General features: G+C 65.7%; 8 protein-coding genes. 1 reads left to right on the top strand and 7 read right to left on the bottom strand.

Going from position 1 to position 13033, the window contains the following annotated elements; genetic code table 11:
- Position 1: 1 nt before the first annotated feature.
- The 4 genes from IPM49_07945 to IPM49_07960 all read right to left on the bottom strand — a co-directional run bounded on the left by IPM49_07945 (position 2) and on the right by IPM49_07960 (position 3412).
- Entirely contained in the window at positions 2-454 is a 453-nt protein-coding gene (locus IPM49_07945; GenBank protein ID MBK9274455.1) for a hypothetical protein, read from the bottom strand.
- 82 nt (positions 455-536) lie between these two features.
- On the bottom strand, positions 537-830 hold the full coding sequence (locus IPM49_07950) for a hypothetical protein (GenBank protein MBK9274456.1): 294 nt from the start codon (positions 828-830) through the stop codon (positions 537-539).
- Positions 831-867: 37 nt separating this feature from the next.
- Complete coding sequence (gene tilS / locus IPM49_07955; protein ID MBK9274457.1) at positions 868-2172, bottom strand: tRNA lysidine(34) synthetase TilS; 1305 nt, start codon at positions 2170-2172, stop codon at positions 868-870.
- Positions 2156-3412, bottom strand: a complete 1257-nt coding sequence (locus tag IPM49_07960; protein ID MBK9274458.1) for an anthranilate synthase component I family protein — start codon at positions 3410-3412, stop codon at positions 2156-2158. Before IPM49_07960 ends, tilS begins: the two co-directional genes overlap by 17 nt.
- Positions 3413-3640: 228 nt before the next feature.
- Here IPM49_07960 and IPM49_07965 point away from each other — a divergent pair, with 228 nt between their 5' ends.
- Positions 3641-4975 (top strand): T9SS type A sorting domain-containing protein, encoded by a 1335-nt coding sequence (locus tag IPM49_07965; protein MBK9274459.1) that lies wholly within the window; start codon positions 3641-3643, stop codon positions 4973-4975.
- Positions 4976-5020: 45 nt separating this feature from the next.
- Here IPM49_07965 and lnt read toward each other — a convergent pair whose 3' ends face one another.
- Genes lnt through IPM49_07980 form a run of 3 tightly spaced genes read right to left on the bottom strand, consistent with a single transcriptional unit; the run spans position 5021 to position 12923 of the window.
- Complete coding sequence (gene lnt, locus IPM49_07970; protein MBK9274460.1) at positions 5021-6679, bottom strand: apolipoprotein N-acyltransferase; 1659 nt, start codon at positions 6677-6679, stop codon at positions 5021-5023.
- 23 nt (positions 6680-6702) lie between these two features.
- Entirely contained in the window at positions 6703-11823 is a 5121-nt protein-coding gene (locus tag IPM49_07975) for a hypothetical protein (GenBank protein MBK9274461.1), read from the bottom strand.
- Complete coding sequence (locus tag IPM49_07980) at positions 11820-12923, bottom strand: PorV/PorQ family protein (GenBank protein ID MBK9274462.1); 1104 nt, start codon at positions 12921-12923, stop codon at positions 11820-11822. Before IPM49_07980 ends, IPM49_07975 begins: the two co-directional genes overlap by 4 nt.
- Positions 12924-13033 lie beyond the last annotated feature (110 nt).

Below are 13033 nucleotides of genomic sequence, written 5' to 3' on the forward strand. Positions count from 1 at the left end.
GTCACTTCGATCCGGCGGGGACCTCCACTGTGAACGGTACCGTGACCGGAGGCAGGCAGGTGCGGTCGTTGCAAAGCATGTACTCCACCTCCCCGCTCAGCTTGAACGCTCCATCTCCGGCCCGTTTGGTCGACGCCCGGAACACCGGCTCGCCGGAATGGTGCCGCACGAGCATGGCGAAGTTGGGGTCCATCTCCTCCACAGGCTCCGGGCCTGAGACCTCCAGAAGGCCGGTGTGGCCTTCGCCGGGGGTGAGCCGGATGACCGTCGGCAACGGTCCGTCCTCCCGGGGAAGCTGCAGGGCATACAGGTGCCACCCGGGCTCCAGGGTCGCCTTCAAGACCACCTGCACCAGTCCATCGGTGCCAGATTCCGCAGAGAACGCCCATTGCGCCGGGCCGGCAGGTCCCGTCTGCAGGATGAGCAGCAGCGGTATCAGTGCGATGTTGGACATGGAGGGCAGGGCTTGACAAAAGTAGCAGCCTCATTCCGGCGCAGGACCGGCCATCTTGCCCATCGCTTGCGATCCTGAAGGATCAAAGCGGCATCTCGATGTCGATGACCCGACCGAGCGGTATGGTGGCCCCATACTTCAGGACGAGGGTGCGGTCGTCGGCGGACCAGATGGTGGTCTCCACGGCCTTCAGCCCTTCGGCGTCGCGGAACAGGATGCGGCACTTGCCATGCTCGCCATTGCCAAGCTGCACCGCGCGGGCCACCTTCTTCTTCAGCTCGGTGCGGTGGGCATCGGTCAGCAGCACGGCTTCCTGCGGGAAGCGGAGGCGTTCCAGGTCCTCCTTGGCGATCACTTGAGCGGCGGTCGGTTTCATGGGCGCGTGACGGTGAGGCCCTGAAGATAGGAGTTGCTCAGCGGACGGGGACCCCATAGACCACCTCATCCTGGTCCGGGCGAGCGGCGAATCCCTCCGCCAGCCGATGACCGACCACCCAGGCGATCTCGCCTGCCGCGCACAGCACATAGACCCCGCGTTTCCGATCCCTCGGCACCTTGGCATCGATCAGCAGGTCGCTGACCAGGCGGGAGCCGCGCCCTCCACGCGGTCTGAACCGGTCGCCGGCGCGCCATGGCCGCAGCACCAGCGGACCCTTCAACCGTCCGGCGGCAAGGCGCACCACGTGGCGCTCGTGCACCGGCCCTCCGGGATCGCGCCGCGTGAGGCGCACGGGCGCCGCTTCCGGAAGTTCGAGGTCCGCATCGATCGCATAGGCGGGAGCTTCCTCCTCCGGGCCCGACCACTGCAGGCGGTCACGGTCCACGAGAAGCGCTCCTCCTTTCATCGGGAACCGGGCGCCGGTCCGCCGGTGCGCCACCGCACGCAGGATCCGGTCGAGCTGATCGGGATGCATGCTACGGTGCCGCAGGGCCTCGTGCAGGATGAGCCTGGGGAAGGGCGCCGATTCCAAGAGGTCGAACGGGATCCCCTCCTCATCCATCGACCGGTCCAAGGTCCCGCTATGGTGCTCCCAATGATCGAGGAGCTCATGCAGATGCGCGATGGAGCGGACCATGGCCCGGTCGAAACCCGGGCTCATGCGCCGCAGGAGGGGCAGCAGCTCGTGGCGCACGCGGTTCCTCAGGAAGGCCGGGTCCGCGTTGCTCTCATCCTCCCTGAAGGGAATGGCCTCGTCAGCGGCATAGGCCGCAAGGGTCGCCCTTGGCACATCCAGGAAGGGGCGGATGAATGGACCGCTTCGGCGCGGGATGCCACGCCACCCCCGCGATCCCGTCCCGCGCATGAGGTTCATGAGCAGGGTCTCCACCACATCGTCCCGATGATGGGCCGTCGCGATGTGGTGCAAGCCGGTGCGCTGGGCCGTGTCACGAAGCCAGTCGGCGCGGGCAGTTCGGGCCAGCATCTCGATGGACCCCTTCGCCGCGGCCCGAAGCTGCGGCACGTGCAGGGAGGTGGTCTCGATGGGGACCTGCTGTTCATGGCACCAGTGCAGCAGCCAGTCCCGGTCCTCTTCGCCGCGCGCACCGCGGAGACCGTGCTCGGCATGAGCGGCCACGACGGGGTGACCCGATCGCCGGAGCACATGGAGCAGCACCATGCTGTCGAGCCCGCCGCTCAGGGCCACGAGCACGGCTTCGCCCGGCTTCAACAGCCCGTGCACACGAAGCACCTCGCGCACCTCAGGCACCAGCATCATCAAGGGCGTCGATGACGGAGCACGCCTTCAGGGCGCATTCCTCCCATTCATGCTCCGGATCGCAGGCCGCGGTCAGGGCACTGCCCGTCACCAGTCGGGCCTCACCGGTGAGCCCATCGTACTCCACGGTCCGGATCACCACGTTCAAGTCCAGGTCCCCTGCCCCATCGCACCATCCGATCGTGCCACTGAACAGCCCCCGGCGCTGGTCCTCGTGACGGTCGATGAGGTCCATGGCCCGGTGTTTCGGAGCGCCGGTCATGGAGGCCATGGGGAACGCGGAGCGGACGGCATCGGCAGGGCCACGATCGCGGTCGAGGCGCGCTTCGACCCTGGACACCATCTGGTGCACCGGACCGGCGGTGCGGATGCCGCACAGCTCAGGCACACGGACGGAACCCGGGGCGGCCACACGACTGAGGTCGTTGCGGACCACATCGGTGGCCATGATGTTCTCGGCGCGTTCCTTGGGGTCGTTCGCCAGCTCGTTCGCGATGGCACGGTCCACGGCAGGGTCCTGCGCACGGCGGCGCGTGCCTTTCATGGGTTCGCAATGCACGCGCCCGGCGGTGGTCCACAGGAAGCGCTCCGGGGAAAGGCAGATCGCATACCGGTCGTCCCAGGCGTGAAAGGCCGCGAAGGCGGCTTGGGTCCGCTGCGAACCGCGCATGAACGCGGCGTGCGGGTCCCGGCCGGGCAGGTGGCCGGTGCGTTCCACGCAGTAGTTCACCTCGTAGATGTCACCCCGCTGGATGTGTTCGAGCAATCGCGCGGTATGCCCGAGGTAGGTGGTCTTGTCGGTGGACAGCACCCAGGGTCCCCACGGGCCGGACGGTACCGCAGGCGGTGGAGCGGTGAGACGTGCGATCAGTCGATCGATGACGGCCGGATCGGTGCCCAGGAACCGGGTGCGCCCATCCTCCCAGAGGACCATGACCTCTGGAACGAACCACCGCATCAAGGGCCAGGGACCCGAACGCGGATGCCTGCTCCGTTGACCGAACAGGGGCTCCCGAAGGTCATAGGTGAGGAACCCCATGGAGGGATGCCCGGCCTTCACCAGGTCCGTCCAGCTCTCGATCGCCTCACCGGGGTCGTCGCTCTCGACGAACCGTCGACAGCCCACACCAAGGACGGCCACATCACGATCGGTGGCCCGTCGATAGAGCCACCGGCGCTCGGTGCGCAAAGCCCGCGCATCGAACGGGAGGATGTGCTCAAGCGTTCTGACCACCTGCATGCGCGATCGAAGTTATCCCATGGAAGCAACCACTGACCGCCGATCGCGTCATTCGGCAGAAGGCGAACGTTCCACCCCCGCCCCGTCTCCAAGACCACTCATCAAAAGCCTGACGGTCAGGCATCTAACAACCAGGATCCAGGCCCCGGGAACCCTAGCATCGGCCCTGCTTTTGAAGCGGGGGGGTTGAAGTGGGCGGAAGAACCACATAGATTTGAGGTTGCCATGATGAAAAAGTTACTCACGTCGTCCTGTGTTCTGGTCGCCGGCGCCGTCCTCGGGCAGGCTCGGCTGGTGATCAACAACAACGCCTACGTGGTCTTCGACCCGAACACGCCGGCGGCGCAAGCCACTTATCTGGTGGTGGACAATCCGAACACGAACGCCATCACCGTGGCCGGCACGGGGGCGAACATCGTTTCGGAACGTGAGCGCAACTTCATCCGCTGGTCGATCGGCACGGGTACCGGGGCGTACACCATTCCCTTCACCAATCCGGGGAACGTGAAGATGCCATTGACCTACACGGTGCTTGCGGCCGGCAGCGCGGGCGGCTCCGTGCTCTTCTCCACCTACAACTACGACGGGACGGATGTGGCCGTTCCGGTGGCCAACCGGTGGAACAATGCCCTCTATCAGCCATCGGACGTCACGCACATGAACAACTGGGATACAGGCAACAACCTTACCCCGGGTGCGACGAATGAGTCCGGCCACGTGGTGGACCGCTTCTGGATCATCGATACACAGGCTCCGGGTTTCGCCTTCGGGAACAAGCCGGATGCATCCATCGTGTTCCGCTATGATGCGGCCGAGATCACGGCGGGCAACACCATCGGGGCCGGCAACCAGCTGATCGCGCAGCGGTTCAATCCGGGCACGAACAAATGGGGCGACTATCTGCCCACCTGCATTTGGAACACGGCACCGTACTCGGTGGCCGTGCCGGCGGCCGGTGTGATCGCCGATGCCGACTTCTTCCGCTCCTGGACGCTTTCGGACATCGGCAACCCCCTGCCGGTGGAACTGGTGGATTTCAAAGGCGATTGTGAAGATGGCCAGGTGGTGCTGAATTGGACGACCGCCTCGGAGAAGGACAACGACTACTTCGTGGTGGAGAAGAGCCTGGACAACATCGAATGGACGATGATCGGGCAGGTGGACGGCGTGGGGAACAGCGTAAGCACCACGAACTATTCGTTCGCCGACCCGAACCCGACCACCATGGCCTACTACCGGCTCATCCAGACCGACCTTGACCGCACGACGACCACCAGCAAGGTGATCGCCGCCGGCTGTGGCATGGGCTCCGGGATCGAGATCGTGAACGCCTTCGACGGTGGGGATGTGATGGTGGTGACCGTGAGCAGCTCGTCCGACGACGTGTACGACCTGACGCTCCTCGATGCACAGGGCAAGGTGATGACCACGCAGCCCCGCACCGCGATCGCGAACGGCATCACGCAATTGGTGGTGCCCACGGAGTCCATCGCCACGGGCATCTATGTGGTGCGGCTGGAGAACAGCGGCAACCGGATGAGCCGGCGGGTGCACTTGCAATAAGCGCGAACGGAACGACCACGAAGGGGCGCCTTGAGGCGCCCCTTCTCATTCCCGCCCCCGCCGCCGCGCAAGGCCCCCGGGCAGGAAGGCGGCCAAAAGCGCGGCCGCACCGGCGAACAGGGCCACCCACCTCAACACCTCGCCGAGCGCCACGAACGGGGTCCGATCCGTGTTCAGATGGACGCTCTCCCGGATCACGGCCTCCTGCCACCATGCGGTGGGTTGATGGATGACCCCGCGTTGATCGACGAAGCAACTGATGCCCGTGTTCGCGGACCGGGCGATCGCGCGTCGGCACTCGATCGCCCGGAGGCTCGCGTAGGCCAGGTGCTGCCGGTAGCCGTAGCTGTCGCCCCACCAGCCATCGTTGGTGATGATGGCGACGAGGTCGGCCCCGTTGCGCACGTAATCGGCTACGTAGTCGCCAAAGACGGACTCGTAGCAGATGACGGGAGCCACACCGAAGCTCGCGTCGGAAGGCGAGAACACGGTACGCTCCTCCTGCTGGGCAAGGCTGCCGGTGGTGCCGCCCATGTCGATGGAAAGGGCCTCCAAGCCGCCGAGAAGGGCCTCGAACGGAAGAAGCTCCACCCCGGCGACGAGCTTGCTCTTGCGATAGGCGGCAGCGGGTGCATCCGGTGCGACGAAGAGGGCTGCATTGGCCGCGTCGTACTGCCGATCGGTACCGCCGATGGGGCGTGCCGTCACTGTGCGCTCGTCCTTGCCAAGCAACCGGGAGCTGGACATGCCGGCCAGCACGGCGCAGCGCGGATGGCTCTTCTGCCAGGCGCGGATGCGCTGCACGCTCCCCGAGGCCTCCAGGTCATTCTCCCACAGCCCGGCGAGCTCCAGCTCACCGCCGTCGGTGATGAACACCCGCGATGGCTCCTGGAGCGCGGTCTCGGGCAGCACAAGAAGACGCGTGCTGTCGGTCATCCAGGGTCCGGCCAGGGCAAGCATGTCATCCAGCTGCACAAGCGGGTCGATGCCACCGAACTTCTCCGAGTAGGGATCGATATTGGGCTGCACCACCACCACCTCCGCCTTTCCACCACGTTCGTCGTAGGTGACGAACCGCGCCCACGAGACCAGGACCGGCAGGGTGATCAGCAGCAGGGGGGCCCAGGCCGCCTTCCGGGTGCCACCCAGGAGGATCCAGCGGAGCACGAGGAGGTTGGTGACGAGCACCCAAAGTGAGCCGCCGAGGTGACCGGTGAGCTCGTACCACTGCACCCACTGCGGACGGGCGGCGAAGCCGTTGCCCAAGGTGAGCCATGGCCACTGGAGGTCCCACCGCATGTGCATCACCTCCCAGGCCATCCACCATGCGGCGAAGGCGGCCCATCCCGCCCAACGGCCGTGCCGGCGGCGCACCCGTCGACCGATGGCGAAGGCGATGAGCTGCAGGCCGGCGTTCGCCAGCATCACGCCCACCCCGAGCAGCACCCGGGTGCCCCAGCTCTCCTGCACCTGGCCCAGCCAAGAAGTGGTCACCAGATTCCAGAGCGCCAGCCCCGCGAAGAGCATCCAACCGGTGCCACGCCGGGCACAGCGCTCGCGAGGAGGGCAGCGCAGCTCCACCACGAGCATGAAGGGCACCAGGCCCACGAACAGTAGCGGAGAGACTCCACCGGATGCGGGCCACGCGAGGGTGAGCAGCACACCGCCCAGGAGGGACAGGCTCAGATGAATGAGGTCGCGCACGGTGGCGCCGAAGGTAGGAGGGCTCAGTAGAGCAGGTACATCTTGCCGAAGCCCTTCTCGATATGCGGCGAGGCACCGGACTCCCGCCGTTCCATCTCCTCCCCATGGAGCTGGGCGATCACGCGATAGAGGTAGACCCCGCGTCCAAGGCGGTCGCCGAACTGATCCGTGCCGTCCCATGCGAACTCGGTGATGTTGCGCCCCACGCGGACAGGCCCCAGTTCGGCCGGACCGATCTCCCGTACGACACGTCCGGTGATCGTGAGGATCTGCACCTTGAGGTAGGTCGGCGGCTCGGTGCCCGTGACCGTGAACACGAAGCGCGTGCTGGTGGTGAAGGGGTTCGGATAGTTCAGGACGTCGGTGATGGTGGGCCGTGTGATCACCTCGAACCGGATGTCGTAGTTGCGGTCGCCCGAGATGTTGCCGCTGGCATCGTTGGCCTGCACGGTGAGCTTGTACACCCCGTCCAGCGTGAAGGTGGGCCGGTAGTCGATGCGGGCGATGTTGTCAGCGCCCGTGGCCGGGATGAAGCGCATCACTTCGATGCCCGCACCATCGCGGAAGTGGATGCGCCGCACGGTGCCGGACGGCTCGGTGAGGAAGACCTTGAAGTTGATCGTGTCGGAGGGCTGGTCCATCAACAGCACCGGGTTCTCATCGTCCAGCGTCACCAGGATCTCGGGGCGCGCGCTCACGATGTCGCCGTCCAGGATGTGCACCCCGTCGAAGGTCACGTCCAGCAGCGGGTTCTCGTTGTCCTCGTTCACGGTGAAGCGGAGCTGGGCGATGTTGTTGAAGTGGTACTGCTCGTACTGGTCGTAGCGACCGGTGGCGCTGTCCACCGGGTTGGCCTCGATGATGATGGTGTTCAGGCCGCCGAGCCCGTCGGTGCTGAAGCGGATGGTGTCCATCAGCACGGCACCGGCGGGAAGGGGCGCGTTGCGCTTGTCATGCACGGCGCGCCGCTGACCGTCCGCGCTGACCACCCAGGCGTGCATCAGCAGGCTGTCCATGTCAAATGGGCTGATGTTGTGCACGGCCACGGCCAGCTCTGCCTGCTGCGGTTCGGCGATGCCCTCGAGGTTGCTCACGAAGCCCAAGGGCGGATCGATGGCGCACTCCGGCTCAGGGGTCATCAGCAACTGCCAGCGATCGAGCTGGGAGGGCAGCGGTTCGGCCACCGAATCGTTGAGGAGCTTGGCACGCAGCCGCACAAAGGGGAACTGCGCTGCATTGATGCCGCTTTGGAAGACCGTCTGGGGGATGGAGTCTAATGGCCCGCCACGCTCGAACACCAGCTGCTCTGCGCCGAACGGGGTGACCCCGTAGACCTGAATGTTGACGCTGTCGCGCGTGTCATTGGGGAATTCGTCCCAGTACAGGCCCTTCCATTCGGAGGCCGGGCCCGCCCAGGGGGCCACGATATCGCCGGCCACGCCCTGGGTGGTGACGAAGGTGGACAGGTTGATGGCCGCGGTGCTCGAGGCCCCCGTCACTTGGATGACCGATCCGGGGTCGCCTTTGGTCCCGAAGAAAATGTACGGTACCGTGTCGGGTGCGCTCTGCAGATCGGTGGCCCCGATGCTGTTGAACGCATCGTACAGGGCCTGCCCACCGTTGGCATCCATGCCCGGTTTGTTCGTGCCCACGTAGGTCCACATCAGGATGTGATAGCCCGGCGGCACCTGGTTCTCCAACAGGTCCGTGAGACCGGCCATGTGCGAGGGGCGCGAAGGCCAGTAGGAGAAGTACTTCTGTGCTCTGCTGCTGCGCTCGCACAGGCTGTCGCAGCTGTTGATGTTGCCGAACTGATGGTCGAGGTCCTGGCCGTTCCAGCAGGTCTTCCAGGGTTCGAAGGTGGCCGGGTCGATCACCGCCACATGCAGCGCGCGCTCACCGCCGCATCCCTGGCCGTCCACCCACTGGAGGTCGATGTAGTAGCTGCAGATCAGGCCACTGCCGCCTGTCACCTCGCAGCGGATGCCACGCGGGGCATCGTTGAACCGGAACAGCCGCTGCGGGCGGTCGTAGATCACCTGCGGGAAGCCGTCCTCCTTGAATTGGAAGAACTGGGCCTGGCCCCAGCCACGACGGTCGGTGATGTGCTGGAACGAGGACTCCCGCCAGTCATAGGTGCCGTCACCGGTGCTGTCCGGCGTGCAGCGCCAGAAGTACACCAGGCTGTCCTGCTGGGCGTTGAGCCCGAAGATCTGCTGGGGCGACCAGCTGACGACCCCACCGGGCGCGTTGATCACGACCTCCTCGAAGACCGGGCTGTCGTACGTATCGGTGGTGTCGATCTGGAAGCGGTACGCACGCATCGGCGCGAAAGGATCGCCGGTGCTGGCCTTCAGCACGGGGTTCGCATCGGGGATGATGGCGAACTTGAAGGGCTCCACGGGGAAGATCTCGCCACTGGTGATCAACAGGGAGGCCTGCACGGCGTTGTTGCCCAGATCGTCCACCTCCGCGATGGCGTCCGGATCGAGGTCAACACGGATGTTGAGGATGTTGAGGCCCTGCCCCCCCTCGTTCGCGAGCACCGGCAGACGGAACCGCACCGTGCTCCGGAGGGTGTCCGCTGAAACGGGCGCGTACATCGGCTGCATCACCTGGTTCTCCTCCACCAGCCTCCGTTCAAGCACCACGTTGGTCGTGGCTCCGGTGCCCTTGCCGAGGTTGGTCACGATCACATCCACGGTGAAGGTGTCCAGGTCGGCGGTCACCGGGTCGGGAGAGATCAGGACATCCGGCTCGCTCACCGAGAGGTCGGGCCGATCGAACGTATGCAGCACCAGGGTGGGGTCCCCGTGCAGGGTGAAGGTGTGAGCGTTGTTGACGTTCAGGTAACCGCTCCCCTGGAGCTGCTGCTTCGCGGCATGGCGCATGTGCTCCCCGATGCTGCCGCCATGGTTCACCTGGCTGAAACTGCGATACCATTCCAGCGTGTAGAAGTAGAGCATGTTGCTCAGGCCGATGTCCACCGAGGCCATGAAGGCGATGGCCCCTGCATTGGGCACCAGGACGTTCTTCTCGCTCGCGCTTTCGGACGGGGCCAGGTGCACATTGCCCGCATAGCACGAGTTGCCGATGATGGCCGGGTACTTGCCACCCCAGTTGTAGTTCACCGGATTGTCGATGGTGATGTCGAACCCGCCGCCCGAGGCATGCGCGAAAAAGGTCATCAGGGTCACCCCCTCATCCTCGATCAGATGCTTCACGCTGTCCGCGGAGGCCTGTCCGTAGACACCCGGTGTGTTCTTGTTGAACTGCGTGACCTTCCCGATGAAGTTCGTGTCCTCGGCAAGCAGTTCATACTGCCGGAGGTAGTTGTCGAACTGCTGGAACTCCGACTCCACGAAGCCTCCCCGGAAGTGCAGGATGTTCTTCATCCACGGCTCGGGCTCATCCCAGCTCTCGAACTGCTCCACCTTGGACCGGTACAGGTCCACTTCGTCCGGAGTGCGAGCGGCCAGGCGCCCGACCGGGATCACCATGTCCGTCGGATCACCGTTCAGACCCAGGGTGAAGCACATGTCGCTGGGCGGGAAACCCAGGGTGGGCACCAGGCACTTGGGATAGACCGAAGGGTCGTCCCGGTGCCCGTTGAGGCCGTTGATGGAGGGGGCCAGCACCGACTTGCCCACCAGGAAGAGCGCCCGCGGATCGGTGTCCCACTGATCGAGCGCGAACTTGGCGAAGCGGCGGATGGCCAGAGGATGTTTCGGCACACCGCCACCGAACTGGTCGTACAGCTCGTCCACGTCCACCACCACCGCGTTCATGGGGTTGGTGGGGCTGGTGGCCCGGGTCATCGCATACTGCTCCGCGGCGGTGCGCAACGATGCGTGGGTGACGATCAGCATGGCCGAATCCTGCTGGGCCTGCACCAGGTCCGTGAACTGCCCGCTGACCGATACAGGGCGCAGGCCCGCAGGGGCCGCGATCTGCTCCTGCCGGTACATGAAGACCCGCGTCTCGGTCGCGTTGGGGGCCAGGGGGATCAGGGCCTGCCAGAAACCGAAGCCATCCTGCACCACCTGCACACGGCGGACCGTATCCCCGTAGGCGTACACCACGGGTGTTCCCCAGAAGCCGATGAAGCGCAGGTAGGCCAGCGTATCCGTGGTCCCGTTGTGCGGCACGCGCACATCCGCGATGGGCTCGCCACCGAAGTTCATCGCGCGGGGGTACCGTAGCTTGATGTACGCGATGTTCTGGCGGTCCTGGTAGTTGGCCCCGGCACAGGCCTGCAGGTCGTACACCGCCCGCGTCTGGATGTTGGTGGCCCAGGTGTCCAGAGCGCCGGTGGGGAGATCGAAGCCCAGGCGACGATACTGGTAGCCGCGATAGGTGGTGTCCAAGGCCTGCACCAGATTGGCCCCGTAGAACACCTGCAGGTGATGGTCGTCGCAGGCCCCGTTGCTGGGGCTGTTCGCGCCGGCCACGGCCATGTCGATGCGCGAAGGCGGGGCGTCGGGCTGTTGATAGGGGTTCTGCGAGGGCACCTGGAAGAGCAGCGTGCCATCGGCGCCATAGGTCTCCAGCGGCCAGCTGCGGAAGTAGCCCTCCCCTTCCACCATGAAGGACGACGAGGCCCCGAACAGGCCCCGATCACCCAGGTAGTAGGCGAGCCCGAACTGCGACAGGGTCTCCCGCCACACCCATGGCCGTGGCGTGTGCGGGGTGTGGTCGGTGTTCGTGTAGGGCTTCACGCGCAGCGGGGCGGTGGTGCCCGCCGACCAGGTGATGTAGAAGCGGATGCTGTCGTTGTAGAGGCTGTGGAAGGGGTTGCTCTGGGTGCCCGGCACCTCGTACAGGGCTCCGTCCATCCAGCCATCGTTCCGCATCGCTTGCAGCTCGATGAAGTCCGCACCGTTCAGCACACCATCGTCCTCCCCCTGGATGAAGATGGGCACCTCCTGTTCGCGACCGAAGACCTGGATGTTACGCGGGTCCACCGTACCTACAGGGAACCCTGCGTCGGCCAGGGCGGTGCTGTCGATGCGGTAGATGCCATCGGCGGCGACGGTGAAGCGCCAGTAGGGCCGGGACGGGTCGATCCACTCGTTGCCGTAAGGCTGGGCCAGGCTCGCCGAAGCGGCCAGCACCGCGAGAAGGACCGTGCCCGTCCACCTCATGAGCCGCTTCGTTTGAAGATGTCGAACCGAAGGCTGAAGACGTTGCTGTACAGCGCGATGGAGTTGTCGCCGATGTCGGTGAGGGCGTAATCGACCGCGATGCCGCGGATCTTGAGCCCGGCGCCGATGTTGGGCTGGAAGTTCAACCGGCGTGTGTCGGTGATGTCCGTGACGTACTGGAAGTTGTTGACCCCGGCGCGAACGAAGACCACCCCGGCGTAGCCCACCTCCAGGCCGAAGCGGGGGTCGGCGCTCCAGGTGCCCGTGCTGATCAGCGTGTTGCGCTGGCCGTCGAAGGTGTTCTCCAGGTTGAGCTCGGTGATGAGGCCGACCTTGTTGCCGATCCGGAACTCGCGCGCGGCGCCCAGCGTCAACCGGGGCAGGGTGACCTCGGTGCTGTTCTGCGGCAGGTCGTTTCCGGTGAGCTGGAAGGTCTCGATGGTCTGCGGGTCCAGCGAATAGCTCCAGGCGTTGTACGTACCGGTGATGTCGCGGGCCACGGCGGCGAAACGCCACTTGTCCTTCTCGTACTGGGCGGCCAGGTCGAGGCCGAAGCCCCACGCGTTGGCGAACTCGCCCACCCGGCGGTAGATCACCTTCACGTTGCCCCCCACCACCAGGCCGGGGATGCGCATGCGCCGGGCGTAGCTGATCAGCAGGGCGTGGTCCGCTGCGGTGAAGGTGCTGATGCGGTCGTAGTCCACATTGCCGTCGTTGTCGATCAGGGCGGTGGTGTTGGGGATGTCGTCCACCCCGAAGCGTACGAAGGTGACCCCGAGGGTGCTGGCGGTGTCGAGCGGTTTGGCCACCCCGACGAAGTCGTACTTGGCGATGCCGGCGAAGTACTCGCTGTGCATGGCCCCGATCTGCAGGTCGCCGCGCACCCGCGTGAGGCCGGCGGGGTTCCAGTAGCCGGCGGTGACGTCGTTGGCGGAGGCCACGAAGCTGTAGCCCATGCCAAGGGCGCGGGCGCCGACCCCGATGGCCAGGAACTCGTTGCTGTACTTGGGGGCGTCCTGGGCCAGCAGGCCCGGGGCGGTGGCACAGGTGATCAGGGCCGCCGCGATGCCGCGCAAGCCATTGCTGCTCAAGGTCCTCATCCGTTGGGTGGTTGACGCAGCTTCTAACAGAAGGTGGCCTGCTTTATTGCCCCGAAATTATCCCAATTTCGGCCCGGGACGCCGGCCCCAGGCCGCGATCCCCACGACCA

This window comes from Flavobacteriales bacterium (assembly GCA_016715895.1).
In the GTDB taxonomy this organism is placed as follows: Bacteria; Bacteroidota; Bacteroidia; order Flavobacteriales_F; family PHOS-HE28; genus PHOS-HE28.

Coding starts and splice junctions, on each gene's coding strand:
- IPM49_07945 (MBK9274455.1), bottom strand. CDS start 454: ATGTCCAACATCGCACTGATACCGCTGCTGCTCATCCTGCAGACGGGA.
- IPM49_07950 (MBK9274456.1), bottom strand. CDS start 830: ATGAAACCGACCGCCGCTCAAGTGATCGCCAAGGAGGACCTGGAACGC.
- tilS (MBK9274457.1), bottom strand. CDS start 2,172: ATGATGCTGGTGCCTGAGGTGCGCGAGGTGCTTCGTGTGCACGGGCTG.
- IPM49_07960 (MBK9274458.1), bottom strand. CDS start 3,412: ATGCAGGTGGTCAGAACGCTTGAGCACATCCTCCCGTTCGATGCGCGG.
- IPM49_07965 (MBK9274459.1), top strand. CDS start 3,641: ATGAAAAAGTTACTCACGTCGTCCTGTGTTCTGGTCGCCGGCGCCGTC.
- IPM49_07975 (MBK9274461.1), bottom strand. CDS start 11,823: ATGAGGTGGACGGGCACGGTCCTTCTCGCGGTGCTGGCCGCTTCGGCG.
- IPM49_07980 (MBK9274462.1), bottom strand. CDS start 12,923: ATGAGGACCTTGAGCAGCAATGGCTTGCGCGGCATCGCGGCGGCCCTG.